Below are 18,958 nucleotides of genomic sequence, written 5' to 3' on the forward strand. Positions count from 1 at the left end.
TGTGCAGAAGGGCGAATCCTGTGCGTTGGCAGGTCCTGGCCGTGACCGCGCTGGCCCGCATGGCAGACGTGGGGAAGGCATGGCTGGCTGCCTGTCTTGCGCTGGCATTGCTGCTGGTCTCTCCCGCCTGGGCCCAGACCACGTTGAGCGGCACCATCTCCAGCCAAACGGTGTTGCGTGCCAGCCAGTCGCCTTACCTGATGCAGGGCGACGTGGTGCTCGATGGCGATGCAACGCTCACCATCGAGCCGGGTGTGACCCTGCGCATGGCCCCTGGCGCCAGTTTCCTGCTCAGGAAAGGTGCGCTGCAAGCCGTGGGCACGCCGGACAAGCCCATCCTCATCACCTCGGCGGCCACAACCCCTGCGCCCGGGGATTGGCGGCAATGGCGCATGACGGCCGGCACGCGCAGCGCCCAGACGCTGCTGGACCACGTCACCATCGAATACGGCAGCGGCGTGGTCATCGAGAACGCTGCCCCTTCCATCAACAACACGGCCTTCAATCACCACAGCGGCCCGGCCATCGGCATTGATCTTGCGTCCTCGCCGGCCGGCAAAGGCAACTCAGCCAAGGGCAATTCGCTGAACGCGATAACAGTCCCTTCGGGCACCATCCGCTCCCAAGTCATTTGGGGCATGGTCGGCATTCCCTACCTGGTGCAGCAGGGCCTCATCCAGATAGGTCAGGCGCCCTTGTCCATCGAGCCCGCCAGGCTCCGGCTCAGTCCCGGCGTGGTCGCCATGCTGAGGGTCTCGCTCGACGCGCCTGCACCTGCACAAGGCGTGGTAGTGGACATCGCCAGCAGTGTGCCCTCGGTGGCATCTGCCGTGTCGCGGGTCACCGTGGCGCCGGGGCAGACCAGCGTGGACCTGGAGGTACAGGCCAGCACCCTGGGCGCCACCCGCATCACCGCAAGCCATGCCACGCTGGGCTTTGCCGAAACGCAGATCGAAGTCGTCAATCTGCCCTCGCTGGGCCTTGTCCCTGGCAGCCCCACGGTTGGTGTCAACCGGCCGTATCCCATGACTGTGTCGTTGCCTGTGCCGGCACCCGTCGGTGGTGTGAACGTGCAGTTGGGCAATTCCGACGCCAACGTGCTCTCTGTCCCATCGTCCGTGCTGGTCCCGGCCGGTCAACAAGGCGCCAGCTTCGAGGTGACGGGCCTTGCTGATGGCAGCAGCCGGCTGACAGCCCAGGCCGAAGGCCATGCCAGTGCGCTGGCCACGGTCTCCGTGCGTGGCAAGGCACTGGTGCTGCCGGCCAGCGTCATCGTGGCGCCTGGTGCGCAGGCCAGCGTGACCATCGAAACCACTGAGCCAGCTCCCTCGGCAGGGCTGGTCGTCAGCCTCGTAGTGGAGCAGTCAGGGTTGGCGCAGGTGCCTGCGTCCGTGCAGATCCCTGCGGGGCAGAGCAAGGCAGCCTTCACGGTGGCAGGCCAGACCCTGGGCACGACCCGCATCACAGCCACTGCTGCCGGCTATCAGCCGGCGCAGGCCGCGTTGCGCGTGGATGCCATCAGCATCGACACGGATCCAGCCGCCGACCTGGTGATGAATGAGGAACTGACCAGGGTCCTGCGTGTGCAGTTGAGCAAGGCGGCTCCGCAAGGCGGCGTCACGGTGTCTGTGATCAGCCGTGATCCAGTGGTTGCCGGCGTGAACCCTGCCGAGGTGTTCATTCCCCAGGGACAGATCTATGGGACGACGCCGATCACCGTTAAGGCGCTGACCGTAGGGCAGACCGTGCTGGATATCGCATCGCCTGGGTTGATTTCCAAGGCGATGAAGGTGGAGGTGCGCGAGAAGCTCTTGCTGGGCTTGAAAGTAGGCCGCTACGACGGAGCCAGCAGGCTGCTTGTCGGCAAGGGCCTGTACAGCCACTACAACGAAATGTATGTGGAGCGCCTGATCAACGGTGTGGTCAGCGGCGGCGCGGATGCCGTGACGGTGAACCTGCGGTGTGTGGCACAGGAGGTGTGCACGGTACCCGCGACGGTGACGATTCCCGCGGGCCAGAGCCGGGCGTACGCCAATGTGGCAGGCGTGGAACTGGGGACCACCCAGATCGAGGCCACTGCCGAAGGAATGCAGGCGGCAACGCCGCTGGCGGTGGAGGTTATCAGGCCGCAGGTGGATTTCCATTACCTGGATGGATCGCGTTCGACAGCAAGTGTTTGGGACGATTTCTATGTGCAACTGAGGGTGCCGGGTGCCTACTGGTCGACAGCGCAGTCGGCCATTGATGCCCTTGCTGTCAATGTGAGCCTGACGGACCAGGAGCCGGCGGGTGTGGTCAATGGAATTTCTGCAGGAGGCAGCAGCCTGGTAAGCCAGCTCACGATTGGCAAGGGCGGCCAGTACACGAACACAGGCTATGTGGCGCAGCCGGCAACGGCGGGCACCTATCGTGTTACCGCTGAGATCCCGGGAGTGACGAGCGGCAAGTCGGATGTGCAGACCGTGGTTGCAGCGCAGCAGAGCCTGAGGGTGGGCCGCTACGACGGAGCCAGCAGGCTGCTTGTCGGCAAGGGCCTGTACAGCCACTACAACGAAATGTATGTGGAGCGCCTGATCAACGGTGTGGTCAGCGGCGGCGCGGATGCCGTGACGGTGAACCTGCGGTGTGTGGCACAGGAGGTGTGCACGGTACCCGCGACGGTGACGATTCCCGCGGGCCAGAGCCGGGCGTACGCCAATGTGGCAGGCGTGGAACTGGGGACCACCCAGATCGAGGCCACTGCCGAAGGAATGCAGGCGGCAACGCCGCTGGCGGTGGAGGTTATCAGGCCGCAGGTGGATTTCCATTACCTGGATGGATCGCGTTCGACAGCAAGTGTTTGGGACGATTTCTATGTGCAACTGAGGGTGCCGGGTGCCTACTGGTCGACAGCGCAGTCGGCCATTGATGCCCTTGCTGTCAATGTGAGCCTGACGGACCAGGAGCCGGCGGGTGTGGTCAATGGAATTTCTGCAGGAGGCAGCAGCCTGGTAAGCCAGCTCACGATTGGCAAGGGCGGCCAGTACACGAACACAGGCTATGTGGCGCAGCCGGCAACGGCGGGCACCTATCGTGTTACCGCTGAGATCCCGGGAGTGACGAGCGGCAAGTCGGATGTGCAGACCGTGGTTGCAGCGCAGCAGAGCCTGAGGGTGGGCCGCTACGACGGAGCCAGCAGGCTGCTTGTCGGCAAGGGCCTGTACAGCCACTACAACGAACTGTACGTGGAGCGCCTGATCAACGGTGTGGTCAGCGGCGGCGCGGATGCCGTGACGGTGAACCTGCGGTGTGTGGCACAGGAGGTGTGCACGGTACCTGCGACGGTGACGATTCCTGCGGGCCAGAGCCGGACGTACGCCAATGTGGCGGGCGTGGAACTGGGCTCCACACAGATTGAAGCTACGGCCGTTGCCCTTGATCCAGCCTACTTCAATGTGGAAACCGTCGCCGCTTCTCTCCGCCTTCAATATGTTCCATCGGAATTGAGTGCAGGCGGGACAGCTGGCTCCATTTATGTCACGCCGGAAGTACCGGGGGCCTACTGGTCAACAAGCCAATACCCTGCTGCTCCCCTGACCATCACCTTCACCAGCTCCGTCCCCTCCGTAGGCACGATCACCGACAGCGTCACCTGGAATGCCAACTCGGGCAACTCGGGCTACGCCACCTTCACTGCGGTCGCCCCCGGAACCACCCAGATCACGGCCAGCTCCCCCGGCTTCACGCCGGCGACTAGCGGCCCGATCACGGTGAACCCATAAGAAAGAGATGAGCATGCAACGCTCCCCATTTTTCCAGTGCGCACGCTTTACGCTTTCCGTGGCCGCATGGCACAAACCGCTGTCAGCGCTTCGGCGTCGTTCCGTTGCGGCCCTGGCCATCGCATTGGGCATGAGCACGGCCATTGCCGCCGACACGGCGCAACTGACCATTACCGATGGCGTGATCGTCAAATTCGGCCAGGGCGCCGGCATCAGCGTGCGCAGCGGCCTGCAAACGGGATCTTCCGTGGTGCTGACCAGCAGCCACGACGACGCGCAACTGGGCCCGGTGCAGGCGCAGGGGCCACAGTCCCGGGCGCCGCAGGCCGGCGATTGGCTGGGTGTGCTGGTGGCGCCTGAAGCCGCTCCCGCCAGCCTGAAACTGGACGGCCTGGCCATTCGCTATGCCGGAGGCGCGGAGGGCCTGCCCGGCCACATGGCAGGTGGTGCCGCTCTGGTACTGGCAGGTGCAGGCTACGGTTTCGAGCGGCTGCAGCTCACGGACAACGCCGTGGGAATCCGGGTGGTCGGCAGCGGCAGTCCCCGCATCACGCGTTCGCGCATCGCTGGCAACGGCGTGGGATTGCTGGCAGAGCAGGGCGCCACGCCGGCCGTTGGTGAATCAGATATCTCGGGCAACAGCCAGTTCGGCATACGCAACACCAGCCCGGCCAGCATCGTCCAGGCCCAGGGCAACTGGTGGGGCCACGCCAGTGGTCCGCGCGATGCCGTGGGCAATCCGGCGGGGCAGGGCAATGCGGTCAGCACGGGCGTGGACTATGGCTCCTACCTGACGGCCGAGCCCGTACTGGCCTGCACCATCGCGCCCACGCAAGGCTATGCCACGCGCGTGCGTGCCGTGCAGTTGCGCCTTGACTGCCCGCAGGCCGCGCAGTTCCGCCTGCAGGAAAGCGATCAGTTCGACAGTGCTGCATGGCAGAGCATGACGGGCCACCCCATGCTGGCAAGCTACACGCTGTCCATGGGGGCGGGGGACAAGATGATCCATGTGCAGTTCCGCACGGCACAGGGTGGCATCAACCAGTTCTCGCTGCCACAACCCATTGCATACGCACCTGAAGGTCCTCTGGTGCAGTTCGCCCAGCCGGCCGCTGGTGCCGTGCTGGAGCAGGACACGACCATCGCCATCAGCGTGGCCGACCCTGAAGGCGTGCAGCAGGTGGAGATCCTGGTCGATGGTCAGCGGCTCGCCCTGCTGACCGAAGCACCCTTCCAGACCACCTGGGCACTGGCCGCCGTGCGCAACGGCAGCTATACCCTGCAGGCCAGGGCCACGAACGGCATCGGCCTGAGCAACACTGCAACGCGTCCGGTACAGGTGCAGAAAAAGGCCGGACAAGGCCCGGCCCTCACCGCTACCTTTGCAGGCGCGGCGCTCGCGCCCAATGCGACCATCTCCGCGCCGGGCGAACTGGTCGTGTCCGCACAAAGCCCCATCGGCATTGCCAACGTCAAGGCCACCATCAACGGCCTGCAGATCTTCGAGCGCAGCGGCGACGCCAGCAGTTCCTTCAGCCACAACCAGTTCATCGACTTTGCGCAACTGCCCAACGGCACGCACAGGTTCGGCATCACGGCCACCGACGTGGACGGGGGCGCAGCGGTACTGGACATTCCGTTCACGCTCAGCCTCAGCGCGCCGCCGGCTCCCGTCATCGCGCAGCCGGCCCACAACGCGCAGGTGTCCACGCCGCAGATTGCCGTCTCCGGCACGGCCATGGCGGGCTCGCAAGTGCAGCTGTATCTGGGCGGGCAGGCCGCTGGCACGCCGATGGCCGTGCCAGCCAATGGCAGCTTCTCCGGCAGCCTGACCCTGCCAGCCGAAGGCGCGCACCGCATCGAGGCCACGGCCAGCAATGCGCGCGGCACCAGCCCCAGGAGCGCGGCGGTTGCCGTGACCTATGCCATCGCGGCCCCGACGGTGAACTTCACCATGCCCGGCCAGGATGTCACCGTGGTCGGCAGCACGGCCGTAGGTGTCGCCGCCTCGGCACCGGACGGCATTGCCAAGGTCGATTTCTTCGCCAACGGCAGCCTGATCGGCTCGGCCACCCAGGCTCCGTACAGCATGCAGTGGGATACGTCGGGCGTGGCCAACGGTGCCTTCACGCTCAGGGTCGTGGCCACCAGCAAGGCAGGCAAGACTGGTGAAGCCACGCGCGCCGTCACCGTGAACAACAAGCCGCCCGAGCCCGAGCTGCCCAAGACGCCCTATACGGGCACGGTCAGCTCCGTCAGCCCGGCGGTCTCGTACGGCGCGCAACGCGTCGTCATAGCCGGTGCCGCCGTGTCACGCGCCAGCGGACAGCCCATGCCCAATGCAGCATTGCGCATGGTGCTGGACATCTCGGGCTTCAAGCGGCGCATAGGCATCGCCACCGACGACAGCGGCCAGTACCGCTACGAATTCGTGCCCACGGCCAATGACAACGGCACCTACATCGTCTCCGTCATCCATCCGGAAGAGACCACCACCACCGAGCAGGGGCGCTTCACCATCAACCGGCTGAGCTTCGACCTGGCCAGCTACCAGCTCACCGCGCCGCGCGGCTTTGCCGCCAGCATCACGGTCAACGCGCGTGCCAGCGCCGGCACGGGCGCCACCGGCGTGCGCTGGGCCGTGGTTCCGGCACAGCAGCCCAGCGGCAGCCTGCCGCCGGGCATCAGCGTGGAGCCGGGTGCGCCGGTCAACGTGGCCGCAGGCGCCTCGGTGCCCATGGTCATCCGCTTCACGGGCAGTGCATCGGCCGGGGAGACGGGCACCGTCGTGCTCACGGCCTACGCCAGCGAGACAGGGGACACGCCCCGGGGCAGCTTCACCATCCACTACCGGCTGGTGCAGGCCCTGCCCGAGCTGTTTGCCAATCCCACCTACATAGAAACCGGGGTACAGCAGGAAAAGACTGTCACCGAGAGCATCACCATCGGCAACCGTGGCCTGGTGGCAGCCCAGGACGTGAAGGTCCAGCTGGTGGACAAGGATGGCCGGGCCGCGCCTTCCTGGATCTTCCTGTCCAGCGCCAGCCACATCGGCGCCGTGGACGTGGGCGCCCAGGTGCCCATCCAGGTCACGGCAAGCCCCGGCAAGGACGTGGCCGACGGCATCTACAACTACCGACTGCAGATCACGGCCAGCAACCAGGGCACGGGCACCATACCCGTCTCGGTGGCCGTCACGCAAAGCGGGCAGGGCGGGCTGAGCTTCCATGCCACCGACCTGTTCACGGAAACGCTGGACGCGGGCGGCAAGCCCATACCGGGCGTGGCCAACGTGCGCATACGCCTGCAAAACGATGCCGTGCTCACCTATCTGCGCACCCTCACTACGGACGCGCAGGGCAAGGCCGTGCTCACCGACCTGCCGCCCGGCACCTACACCTACCGCGCCAGCGGCCCGCGCCATGCCGACAGGTCGGGCCGCATCTTCGTGCGCCCGGGCGTCACCACTTCGGAGCGCGTGCACCTGCAGTACCAGACCATCAGCATCGACTTCAGCGTGACGGAAACCACCATCAAGGACGAGTACCAGATCACTCTGGAAGCCACCTTCCAGACCCAGGTGCCGGCACCCGTGGTGCTGCTGGAGCCCCTGTCCATCAACCTGCCCGAGCTGCAGGTGGGCGAGGAATTCACGGGCGAGCTGACGCTGACCAACTACGGCCTGATCCAGGCCGACAAGGTTGTCTTCACACCGCCGCAGTCCGACGAGTACTACCGCTACGAATTCTTGGCAGACATCCCCAAGACCCTGGCCGCCAAGCAGCGCGTGGTCATTCCCTACCGCATCACGGCCGTCAAGCTGCACCCGCGCAGCATGGGCTTCAGGCAGGCACGTTCGGCGGAGATGGGTGCCGTGCAGAGCATCGTGGTGAATGCGCGCAATGCGGGCAGCTGCGCTGCCTATGCCATGTGGGCCATGGTGGAGTTGGCGTGGATCTGCGCGAATGGGGAAGAGGAATCGCGCTCGCTCTCTGCCACGTTCAATCGGCTTGTTGGTGGCGCGTGCGGGAACACCGGCATCGGGGGGATTGGCGGGACCGGAGGCCACGGCGTGGGCGGTGGCATTGGTGGCTGGGGCAGTGGCGGTACTGGTGGTGGCGGAACACCCATCGGCTTGACGCAGGGCTGCACGCCCTGGTGCCTTGGGGGTGGCTGTAGCTCTGAAGGCGGTGGCCCTGGAGGAGGGCGGGGTGGCAGTGGAGGCAGTTCAGGTGCTGGCGGCCAAGGCGGTGGGATGGGCGGCGGCCCCTTGCTGGGTGGCCATGGCGGCGGATTCGGCGGTGGCAGTGGCTCGGGCGGCAGTGGATCGAGTGGCAGCGGTGGCGGCGCGGGGGGCGGTGGGTCCGGTGGTAACGGGCCTGGTGGCGAAGGTCCTGGCGGCGCCGGGCCAGGAGGAGACGGGCCAGGAGGAGACGGGCCAGGAGGAGACGGGCCAGGAGGAGACGGGCCAGGAGGAGACGGGCCAGGAGGAGATGGACCCAATGCGCCGGGAGACGACGGACCCGGGGCGGACGGCCCTCCCTCGTGTGGGAGTTGAGATAGGCCGGCCTGTCATCCGGCAGGCCGGTCCAAGGGCGCAGCCATCAAGACGCTGCGCAAGGGATTGGAGAGGGGACCCATCAGCGGTCCACAGGGAAGCGCAAAAATGATCCAGGCACTGAAACATCTGATTGAACTGGCCCAATATCCAGGCAAGCGAGCCGCAGCACGGCGGGCCTTGTCCTGGACTTTCAGGCACATCCTTGCCTGGGCGTTTGCCCTGCTGAGCCTGGCAGTTCTGCAGGCACAGGCAAGCGAGTATCCGTACATCAAGTGGCCCAACGGAGAATACCGGGAGGTCAACACCGATCTGCAGGTCAAGGTACTGGGCGGAAGCATTGACATTGCCCGCACCTGGACGCTCGGACGCTGGTGGCTCAACCCCGCATGGGCGCCGCTGGACTTCGAGCTGGATCCGCTGGGCAGGGATGCTAAGACCATCCAGCGCGCCGGCACGCTTTATGAAAGAAGCGGCCAGTCTGGCCTGTTCATCGCCAAGGACCGAGTGGATGCGCCCACCTTCATCCGGCAGGTCAGCCGCAATGGTCAGGATGGCTGGCAGTGGTATGACCGCCGTGGCAATACCATCGACTATGACGCGCAGGGGCGCATTCAGGGCTATACGGATTTCAATGGCATCCAGGTCCGGTTCAGCTACGACAGCACGTCCAGCATCCGCATTCTTGACCACCATGGGCAGGTCGCTTTCAAGCTCACCTTGGCCGATGGCCTTGTCACCAGCATCGAAGACCGTGCAGGCAGTACCGTCCGATATACCTGGGCTGGATCGGGCAGCGCCAGGCGCCTGACCGAAGTCCTGGATGCGAGGGGCAACCGCTGGACATACACCTATGACGGCAACGGCCAACTCACCAGCCGCACGGACCCGCTGGGGGGTAAGGTCACGGCCCAATACAGCGCCAGTGCGCCAGCACCCGCTGCCCAGTTCACGCTGGGCAACCTGGGCATCACCCTGGATCCCACGGGAACCAGTGGCACCACGCAGAAACTGCAGACCAACTGGGGAGGCGGGCGTGTCGGCAGTTTCAGTGACCGCCGGGGCACCACAACGGGTTCGGTGCAGTACCTCAGGGAATCACGAAAATTCATTGCCACACTGACGGATCCACGCGGCAATCGTCTGGTCGTTCACTATGACAAGGACGGCTTGGAGTCGAGCCGCAGCCTGAATGACAAACCCATTCGACAAAGAAGCTGGGATGGCAACTACACCGACAGGCTGGTGGACGAGCGCGGCAACACCCGCACCACCTATTGGGACTACAACCGGCGTCCGTTGAGGATTCGCCACTCTGATGGCAGCGAGGAAAGCTACACCTACGATCCCGTGCATGGCGAAACCACCAGCCATACCAATGAACTGGGTACCGTCACCGCCTGGCGGCATGACAGCAAGGGGCGTGCGTTACAGCGCATCGAAGCCCAGGGCACTGCGCTGGAGCGCATCACGGCATGGGAGTACGACGAGCTGGGGCAATTCGTCCGGCAGACCCTGGGCACAGGTGCTCAGGCCAGCGTCACCACCTATACCTACGACAGCAACGGTAACCGCCAAACAGCCACGGATGCCGAAGGCGGAACATGGCGCTACACACACACCGTCACCGGGCAAATCGCCAGCATCACCAACCCCCTGGGCCACACCACACGCCATGAATACGACAGCCATGGCAATCGCATCAAGACCATCTATCCCTCGGGCCTGACATCCTCGGCCCGCTTCGATGCACTAGGCAACGAAACCCAGAGCATGGATGGCGAGGGCCATGCCACCGTCGCTGCCTATGACAGCCAAAGCCGCCTGGTCACCGCCACCAACGCCTTGGGCCACGCCTACCGTTATGAATACAATACCTATGGCGACATCGTTTCGCAGAACACGCCTACCGGTAATCGTCACGAACTGGGCTATGACAGCCTGGGCCGCGTCGCCAGCTACAAGAACCCTGCAGGCGACAGCTCCCAGTACGAATACGGCGCACTGGGCACTCCGCAGGCCAACCTGCTGCAAGCCATCAACTACCCAGGCGGCCTTGCCGAGCTGGGCCAGTATGACCAGCGGGGGCGTCGCACCTCCATCATCCGCAAGGCACGCAACGGCGAAAGCCTGACCCTGCACTACAGCCTTGACAGTGCAGGACAGACAGCCGCCATCACCAGCCCGGGCGGCAAGACAACCATCTATGAGCACGACGCACTGGGCCGCGTCGCTAAGTCCATCGACGCGAACGGCCAGGCCACCCAGATGGCCTACAACCTGCTGCATCAGATCACCCGCGTCACCGATGCCAACGGCAACGTGCATACCCGGCAATACGACCGGTTGGGCCGCCTGACCGAGGAAATGCGCCCGGAAGGTGGCAAAACCACCTATGCATACGATGCCGCGGGCTTTCTGATCAAAAAAACCAACGCGGCAGGAGATGTCAGCAACTACACCTACAACAGCGATGGCCTGTTGACCCTGCTCACCCGCACGAGCCCGCAGGCCGGGCAACCGGGCTTGAGCAGCAGCATCACCTACCGTTATGACAAGGCCGGCCGCCTTGCCGGCTACGAACAAAAGGATGGCAGTGGCAAGCTCATCAGCCAGGCCGACTACAGCCGTGACGCCCTGGGCCGCATCAGCCAGGAGCAACTGATCTACGGTGACGGCGCTAACCGCGTCACCGCCACCCTGGCCCAGGGCTGGGATGCCGATGGCCGCAAAACCAGCCAGGGCTACCCTGACAGCAGTGCCGCCGTCTTCAGCTACGACAAGGGCTATCTCAAGGAGGCCGCCCAACCCGGCAGCACCGACAAGATCACATGGACCGACTACCAGTGGGTGCTGCCCACCAAGGTCCAGTACCCGGGCGCCAGCAGGAGCATTGCCTACGACGGTTTCTACAGAATCCAGGGCATCCAAGTCCAGGGAGCCTCCAACGCCAACCTCCTGACGCTGGGCTACCAATACGACGCTGACAGCAGCGTCACACGCAAGACGCTGCAACTGGGCAGCGATGTCAACGGCAGCGTGGATTACGCTTACGATGCGCTGGACCGCCTGACGCAGGTGCGCCCCAGCGCCGGTCTGGCTGACCTGGGCCTGCCTCAGGAGCAATACGGCTACGACGCCGTTCACAATCGCATCAGCAGCCTGCACCAACCCGGCGAATGGCAATACGGCAGCGGCAATCGGCTGGTGCAGCGAGGCCTGGGCAAGGATCTGGAGCGCTATGACTACACCGCCACAGGTCATATCCAGAGCGCCACGCGCAACGGCAGCGTCACCACCAACGTATATGACGCCAACGATCGAAGGGTTGCCGTGGAGCAGGACGGGCAGCTCATCGCGCGCTATCAGTACGACCCGTTCGGGCGGCGTATAAGCAAGACGGTGGGAGCGCGTACGACGTGGCTTATGTACAGCAAAGAAGGACTGTTGGCAGAGGTAGATGCCCAGGGAAAGACTGTGAAAGCTTATGGTTGGCAGCCTGATACGGACTGGGGTGCGGAGCCCCTGTGGCAAGCGGATCACGTCAACGATCAGACGGGAACTAGCAAGATTTACCACTATCTGCACAGTGACCATTTGAGCACTCCGCAGGTTGCCAGCGACGTGACAGGGCGCTCAACGTGGCAGGCCTTGAGCGAGAGCTTTGGTCAAACCCTTGAACGCAACGGAAACCGAACGCGGATGAATCTGCGGTTTGCTGGACAGTATTTTGATGAAGAGGTGGGGACGCATTACAACTACTACCGTGACTATCAGCCAAAGTTGGGGAGGTATATAGAAAGTGATCCATTTGGATTGAGTGGTGGCTTGAATTTGTTCGTATATGCGGAGCAAAGTCCGCTAGATGTTTATGACAATAATGGATTGGCTCCTAAATATGTAAAGCCTGATAATCCAAACAAGAGAAAACCGCCTGATCATAGAATTCCAAGTGGGGAAAGAGAGCGTAATGTTGGACATGAAAATGCAGAAGAGCATTCTAGACAATCAAAAAAACAGCGAGGCTCTGGTGTGAAGGGGTCGCGCGGAGCGAGAGGCGTCGGAGGGTTGCTTATTTGGGATATTGTTAATGACATATGTAATGAAAATCCAAGTGTTGGTGGTTGTGGTGTTATAAAGCCGCCGCCTCCCATAGATCCTTGTTAAGTAGGGGTTAAATTTGAAAGAAAAATCTTTTGACGAAGTGAATTCCATGCTTCTGAATGGAGAGGAGCGCAAGGTAAGGGGAATGTTGGTTGACCCTGATACTGGAAGAATCAAACGAGAGTATGCCTGGGATAAGAATCATGCTTGGTATTGTGTTGGTGATGCAGATTTTAAAATGGGAAAATACAAAGATGCTATAAAATCTTTTAGAAAAGCATATGGTTATGATTCGGACGATGTTCAATGCTTGCTGGCAATTGGAAACTGCTTTGATGTAATGAAAGAGCCAAAGAAGGCTGAAAATATTTTAAAAAAAGCTCTTGATATTGGTTTGAAGGGAAAAGTCAGGTCCGCCGTTATTTTTAATTTGGGAAATGCGTTGTTTGATCAAGAGAGGTTTGATGAGGCTATTGCTTATTATTTGGATGTAAAAAATAGGCGCGACGAAATTGGAAAAAAAGCTCGTAAAAATATCAAACTTATTCTTGATGACAAGAATGATTGAGTATTTCATACATAGATAAAAAATCTACCATCAAAACTAGGCCGCGTTGCGCAGGATGGCTGCGATGCAAGATGAGCAGATAATAATTTAACCTGTACCGTAGGTGGCCAGCAAAGCGACGGGCCGTTCATTCTGGCAAGCCTTGAGCGAGAGTTTCGGGCACACGCTTGAGCGAAGCGGCAATCGCACATGGATAAACCTGCGGTTTGCAATGCAGTATTTTGATGAAGAGGGGGGCCTCATTACAACCAGCGGCGGGACTATGCTCCAGACTGAGGATGCTTGATGCAGCTGATCCGATCGGGCTTGTGTCTCTGCTGCTTGCGCCTTGTGTCACGTCTGCTTATAGACCCTATGCGTGTGCAGCACTGACGTGTTCATGAAGTTGAAGCATTGGTCAATGCCAAGACGATTACTGCATCTAGAGTGTGAGTAGGAAATTTTGCAAAAGGAGATGTGGGCGCAAGAAATTCCAAAGGATGTATTCCTTGGGTTGAGCGCGATCCCTGATTCAACGGATTGCGAGAATTTGTATTCGGCCATTGAGTCAGGTGAGCTGACAAGAGATTTTTTTGGAAGATTCTGCTCTGCCCATGAATTGCCGGATAACTTGCCAAACGCGGGCATTTTGTCATTGATCCAGAGAGTGGGATGGTTGTGGGCTGAGTTTTGGGTCAGTAATATTGTTCTTTGAATCAGGGGCTGCATTCATGAAGTATTTTCTGCTGCCGAAGAAATGGATGGGTATCGATAAGGAAAATTGGATTGACGCATCTGGTGTTTCTCTGGGTGGATATTTTATGATTATTTTTTTGCAGAGAATCTGGCGAGGTGGCTGGAGTCAGATATTGGGTGGATGACATGGATGGAATTGATCAGCATCCCGCCTGGAGTCACTTCTTGGACGATTCGCGTGTCATGTTCATCCGCACATCAAATTGCATCGACATGGTTTTTGACGATGCTGACGTCATTTTTTTTTGGATGAGAAATTGAATGTCATGACCATGCAGGACTTTGGGGGAGACGGTGTGGTGAGTTCTGGTACTGGTCTGGGAGCGGTGTTTGTGTTGCCAGACAGTTTCCAGAGCTTTTGATTGCTGCGCATCGCTGGCAGCCAGGGTCGGCATGCGGCAAGCACGGCTTGCTGCCCCCAAAGCCGCGCTCCCCACACAGCTACAGTACAAACCCTAGAATCCCACGACGACTGCGCCACGCCGCGTTCGCTGTTGCGTCGGCCCACAAGCCGGCCCCAAGAGAGAGCCAAGTCCTCCGATCCCGAAGTCTTGCAGAACGATCTGCCGCTGCACGCTCATCCGTTGCCGTGGCATCCACCGCGCCGTCCTGCTGTTCGATCCCTGGAAAAAAACCATGACTACGCTTGACCAAGCGCAGCCGGGCATGGCCCCTGCTGTTGCGACCGCACGTCCTCTCAACCGACAGGACTACAAGACCCTGGGCCTGTCGGCCCTGGGCGGCACCCTGGAGTTCTACGACTTCGTCGTTTTCGTTTTCTTCGCCAATGTCATCGGCAAGCTGTTCTTCCCGGCCGAGATGCCGGACTGGCTGCGCCAGCTGCAGACGCTGGGCATTTTTGCGGCGGGCTACCTGGCCCGGCCCATCGGCGGCATTCTGATTGCGCACTTTGGCGACATCCTGGGCCGCAAGAAGATGTTCACGCTGTCCATCTTCCTGATGGCCGTGCCCACGCTGGTGATCGGTCTGCTGCCCACCTATGCCTCCATCGGCATTGCCGCGCCGATTTTGCTGCTGGCCATGCGCGTGCTGCAGGGCGCGGCCATTGGTGGCGAGATGCCGGGCGCCTGGGTCTTCGTGGCCGAGCATGCGCCGGCGCGCCACTATGGCTTTGCCATCGGCTCGCTGACTTCGGGCATCACGGGTGGCATTTTCCTGGGCTCCATCATCGGCGTCTGGCTCAACAGCACCTACAGCGCCGAAGAGATCCATGACTGGGCCTGGCGCATGCCCTTCATCCTGGGCGGCGTGTTCGGCCTGGTGTCGGTCTACCTGCGCAAGTTCCTGCACGAAACACCCGTCTTCCAGGAACTGATGGCACGCAAGCAGGCCGACCGCGAACTGCCGCTCAAGACCATAGTGCGCGACCACCGCCAGGCCTGCGTGCTGGTGGCGCTGATGACCTGGGTGCTGTCCACGGCCATCGTGGTGGTGGTGCTGTTCACGCCGGCCTATCTGCAGAAGGTCTTCCACATCGACGCGGCCCTGGCCATGAAGGCCAATGCCGTGGCCACGGTGACGCTGACGCTGGGCTGCGTGTTCTGGGGCTGGCTGTCCGACAAGATGGGCACGCGTGTGGCCATGGTCACGGGCTGGCTGGGCATGACGGTGACGGCCTATGCGTTCTATCTGAACCTGCCGGGCACGGCGTCCTCGCTGGTGTGGAGCTATGCGCTGGTGGGCTTTTTTGTGGGCAGCATTGCGCTGCTGCCGGTGGTGGGCGTGCGCGCTTTCCCGGCCGAGGTGCGTTTCACGGGCCTGTCCTTTGCCTACAACATGGCCTATGCGGTGTTCGGCGGCATGACGCCCATGCTGGTGTCCGTGTGGCAGCAGGTGGATGTGATGGCGCCGGCCCACTATGTGGCGGCCATGGGCATCCTGGGCGCGGCCATCGGCTTCTGGCCTCTGGCCTGCCGTGGTTGGCAACCCAAGCGCGGCTGAGCTTGGCAGTGGAATGAAGGGCAGCATGGCTGCCCTTTTTGTTGGGCGCCGCATGGATCGCTGACAATCCTTTCATGAGCACCACGCGACAAGAACTCCTGGCCCACTTCGACGGTTTGCTGCAGCCCGAGCGCTTCAAGGACTATGGTCCCAACGGCCTGCAGGTGGAGGGGCGCGGCGAGATCCGCCGCATCGTCAGCGGGGTGACGGCCAGCCGCGCGCTGATCGAGGCGGCCATCGAGGCGCAGGCCGATGCCATCTTCGTGCACCACGGCCTGTTCTGGCGCGGCATGGATGGCCGCATCACGGGCTGGCTCAAGGAGCGCATCCGCCTGCTGCTGGCCCATGACATCAATCTCTTTGCCTACCACCTGCCGCTGGATGCCCATCCTCAGTGGGGCAACAACGCGCAGCTGGGTGTGCAGTTGGGGCTTGAGGGCCAGGCAACGTTTGGCGAGCAGAACCTCGGCTGGATGGCTGCGGCGGAGTTTGCCGACGCGGCGGCGCTGGGCAGGCATGTGGAGCAGGCGCTGGGGCGCACGCCTGTCTGCGTGGGGGGAGAGCGCTTGCCACCCATTCGCCCCATTCGCCGCATTGCCTGGTGCACGGGCGGCGCGCAAGGTTTCTTCGAGGCTGCGATTGCCGCTGGGGCCGATGCCTTCATCACGGGCGAGATTTCCGAGCCGCAGGCGCATCTGGCGCGCGAGACGGGCGTGGCCTTCCTGGCTGCCGGCCACCATGCGACCGAGCGCTATGGTGCGCCGGCCCTGGCGGGGCAGGTGGCATTGGAGCTGGGGCTGGAGCACCGTTTCATCGAGATCGACAATCCGGCCTGATGCTGGCCTGTTAGTGGCCCACTATTGGCCCGCCCAGGGGGCGAGGCCTTTTGCTGCAAGCGCGGTGCGAATGACCGGCTTGCCTGATCCGGATACCGAAAATGCCTGATTCCACACACCCCCAAGCCGCGATTGCCATCACCCAGGGCGACTCTGCAGGCGTAGGGCCCGAGACCATCGCCAAGGCATTCATGGAAGTGCCCGAGGTCATGCGCGGCTGCTTCGTCGTCGGCGAGTTGCAGACGCTGCGCCGGGCAGCCGCCGTGGCGGCGCGTGCGCGCGATGGCGACAACGCCATTCCCCTGCCCGTGGCCGTCATCGAGTCGGCTGAGCAACTGTGGCAGGTGCCGCGCCACTGCATCCCTTTGCTGGAGCTGCCCGGGCTGCCCGGTCCTGCGCCCTGGGGCCAGGTGAGTGCCAGCGCCGGTGACGCGGCTGCGCGCTGCGTGGTCTGGGCCGCGCGAGCTGCCTTGCGCGGCGAGATCGCGGCGCTGGTCACGGCGCCCCTGCACAAGGAGGCGCTGCATGCTGCGGGCGTGGACTTTCCTGGTCATACCGAGCTGCTGCAGTTCGAGGCTGCGCAGCATGCGGGTGTGGGCCTGGACCGCATGCCGGTGCGCATGATGCTGGCCAATGATGAGTTGCGGACGGTGCTGGTCAGCATCCATACCTCGCTGCGCAAGGCGATCGATGCGGTAACGAAGGACAACCTGCTGCAGACCTTGCGCATCACGCATGAGGCCCTGTCGCGCAGCCTGGGCCGCCCGCCGCGGATCGGTGTGGCAGGGCTGAACCCGCATGCGGGCGAGGGCGGCCTGTTCGGCAGCGAGGAGGTCGAGATCATCGCCCCGGCCATCGCCCAGGCGCGTGTTGAGGGCCTGGACGCCCACGGACCTTTTGCGCCCGATACGGTGTTCATGCGCGCCCGCAATGCGCCCGGCCACCCCGGCGAGTTCGACGTGGTGCTGGCCATGTACCACGACCAGGGACTGATTCCCGTGAAGTACCTGGGCGTGGAAAAGGGCGTGAATGTCACATTGGGGCTGCCGCTGGTGCGCACCAGCCCGGACCACGGCACGGCTTTTGATATTGCAGGGCAGGGTCTTGCAGAGGCGAGCAGTCTGATTGAGTCCGTGCGAATGGCGCGCAAATTGGCGGCTTGAATGGCTAGCCCAAGCATCGGGAGTCTGCAGTAATGGAAAACGCCCGTGGCAACCATGCCACGGGCGTTTTGATTTGCGTCAAAACACGAATTTCAGCGCTTGAGGCTGTCGCGAATCTCGCGCAGCAGCACGATGTCTTCAGGTGTGACGGGGGCCGGCGCGGGGGCGGCCGGGGCCTCGCGGCGCAGGCGGTTGATCTGCTTGACCATCATGAAAATGATGAAGGCCAGGATGATGAAATTCACCGCCACCGTGATGAAGTTCCCATAGGCAAATACGGGGACGCCGGCCTTCTTGAGGGCATCGAGCGTCATCGCTGTTCCGGGGGGCACGCTGCCCAGCACAACGAACAGATTGGAGAAGTCCAGCTTGCCGAAAACCAGGCCAACGACCGGCATGATCAGGTCGTTTACCACGGAATCGACGATTTTGCCAAACGCTCCGCCGATGATGACGCCCACGGCGAGATCTACCACGTTTCCCTTAACTGCGAACTCACGAAATTCCTGCATCATGCCCATGGCTGGCTCCATCTGGAAAGAGTTTGAGATAGCGCAGTATTGCGCGGCTTTGGAGCCTGTCAATGTCGGAGTCGGTATGGAATAACCATACTCGCCCCGCTACAATTTATTGTTGACCCCAACTCAAGCGACGTAGTTCGAGGAACCCCATGAGTGACACTCCAATCGACTCCAGCAAGCGGACGTGGATCATCACGTCGGCGTGTGCTGGCGCGGTGGGCGGCGTGGCGACAGCCGTCCCGTTCGTGAGCACCTTCCAGCCATCCGAGAAGGCCAAGGCCGCCGGGGCTGCAGTGGAGGTCGATATCTCCGCACTCAAGGACGGCGAGAAGCTCACGGTCGAGTGGCGCGGCAAGCCAGTCTGGATCATCAAGCGCACGCCGGAACAGATCAAGGAACTGCCCGAGCTGGACAGCCAGCTGGCCGATCCCCAGTCCAAGCGCCACCCTGAAGAGTTCACGCCGCCCTACGCGATGAATGAAGCCCGCTCGATCAAGCCCGAAGTGCTGGTCGTCGTCGGCATCTGCACGCACCTGGGCTGCTCGCCTTCCGACAAGTTCCAGCCCGGCGCGCAGCCTTCGCTGCCCAATGACTGGAAGGGCGGCTTCCTGTGCCCCTGCCATGGTTCGACCTTTGACATGGCTGGCCGTGTCTTCAAGAACAAGCCGGCCCCCGACAACCTGCAGGTGCCACCGCACATGTACCTGTCGGAGACCAAGCTCCTCATCGGTGAAGACAAGGCTTGAGGGA

General features: G+C 62.5%; 11 protein-coding genes. 9 read left to right on the plus strand and 2 right to left on the minus strand.

The genetic code is table 11. The features are described from left to right. Nucleotides 1-41 precede the first annotated feature (41 nt). The 5 genes from BW39_RS13655 to BW39_RS31530 all read left to right on the plus strand — a co-directional run bounded on the left by BW39_RS13655 (nucleotide 42) and on the right by BW39_RS31530 (nucleotide 13,851). Nucleotides 42-3,761: a carboxypeptidase-like regulatory domain-containing protein gene (locus BW39_RS13655; protein ID WP_152547233.1), complete on the plus strand. Its 3,720-nt coding sequence runs from the start codon at nucleotides 42-44 to the stop codon at nucleotides 3,759-3,761. Between the two features lie 130 nt (nucleotides 3,762-3,891). Next, on the plus strand, nucleotides 3,892-8,319 hold the full coding sequence (locus BW39_RS31025) for an Ig-like domain-containing protein (RefSeq protein ID WP_052155333.1): 4,428 nt from the start codon (nucleotides 3,892-3,894) through the stop codon (nucleotides 8,317-8,319). Between the two features lie 108 nt (nucleotides 8,320-8,427). Next, nucleotides 8,428-12,486, plus strand: a complete 4,059-nt coding sequence (locus BW39_RS13665) for an RHS repeat-associated core domain-containing protein (protein ID WP_043822304.1) — start codon at nucleotides 8,428-8,430, stop codon at nucleotides 12,484-12,486. A 46-nt stretch (nucleotides 12,487-12,532) separates the two neighbouring features. After that, on the plus strand, nucleotides 12,533-12,991 hold the full coding sequence (locus BW39_RS30380; protein WP_081816203.1) for a tetratricopeptide repeat protein: 459 nt from the start codon (nucleotides 12,533-12,535) through the stop codon (nucleotides 12,989-12,991). A gap of 710 nt (nucleotides 12,992-13,701) precedes the next feature. Further along, on the plus strand, nucleotides 13,702-13,851 hold the full coding sequence (locus BW39_RS31530; RefSeq protein ID WP_161786988.1) for a hypothetical protein: 150 nt from the start codon (nucleotides 13,702-13,704) through the stop codon (nucleotides 13,849-13,851). A gap of 33 nt (nucleotides 13,852-13,884) precedes the next feature. Here the strand turns inward: BW39_RS31530 and BW39_RS31030 are convergent, their stop codons facing one another. Next, nucleotides 13,885-14,121, minus strand: coding sequence for a hypothetical protein (locus BW39_RS31030; RefSeq protein WP_152547235.1), 237 nt, complete (start codon nucleotides 14,119-14,121; stop codon nucleotides 13,885-13,887). 241 nt (nucleotides 14,122-14,362) lie between these two features. On the opposite strand from BW39_RS31030, the gene BW39_RS13670 reads away from it, so the two are divergent. From BW39_RS13670 to pdxA, 3 genes are all read left to right on the plus strand, one after another. Next, the gene (locus BW39_RS13670; protein ID WP_043822305.1) at nucleotides 14,363-15,688 is read left to right on the plus strand and encodes an MFS transporter; all 1,326 of its coding nucleotides are present in this window, start codon (nucleotides 14,363-14,365) and stop codon (nucleotides 15,686-15,688) included. A gap of 74 nt (nucleotides 15,689-15,762) precedes the next feature. Continuing rightward, the gene (locus tag BW39_RS13675) at nucleotides 15,763-16,524 is read left to right on the plus strand and encodes a Nif3-like dinuclear metal center hexameric protein (protein ID WP_043822306.1); all 762 of its coding nucleotides are present in this window, start codon (nucleotides 15,763-15,765) and stop codon (nucleotides 16,522-16,524) included. Nucleotides 16,525-16,625: 101 nt separating this feature from the next. Next, nucleotides 16,626-17,687 carry a 4-hydroxythreonine-4-phosphate dehydrogenase PdxA gene (pdxA, locus tag BW39_RS13680; protein ID WP_043822308.1) on the plus strand — a complete coding sequence of 354 codons (1,062 nt, stop codon included), beginning with the start codon at nucleotides 16,626-16,628 and terminating at the stop codon, nucleotides 17,685-17,687. Nucleotides 17,688-17,779: 92 nt separating this feature from the next. Here the strand turns inward: pdxA and mscL are convergent, their stop codons facing one another. Further along, on the minus strand, nucleotides 17,780-18,208 hold the full coding sequence (gene mscL, locus BW39_RS13685; RefSeq protein WP_012207302.1) for a large conductance mechanosensitive channel protein MscL: 429 nt from the start codon (nucleotides 18,206-18,208) through the stop codon (nucleotides 17,780-17,782). A gap of 149 nt (nucleotides 18,209-18,357) precedes the next feature. Here mscL and petA point away from each other — a divergent pair, with 149 nt between their 5' ends. Beyond that, the gene (gene petA, locus BW39_RS13690) at nucleotides 18,358-18,954 is read left to right on the plus strand and encodes a ubiquinol-cytochrome c reductase iron-sulfur subunit (RefSeq protein ID WP_012207301.1); all 597 of its coding nucleotides are present in this window, start codon (nucleotides 18,358-18,360) and stop codon (nucleotides 18,952-18,954) included. The last annotated feature ends 4 nt before the right edge of the window (nucleotides 18,955-18,958 follow it).

It is taken from the genome of Delftia sp. RIT313 (assembly GCF_000632165.1).
GTDB classification, from domain to species: domain Bacteria; phylum Pseudomonadota; class Gammaproteobacteria; order Burkholderiales; family Burkholderiaceae_C; genus Comamonas; species Comamonas acidovorans.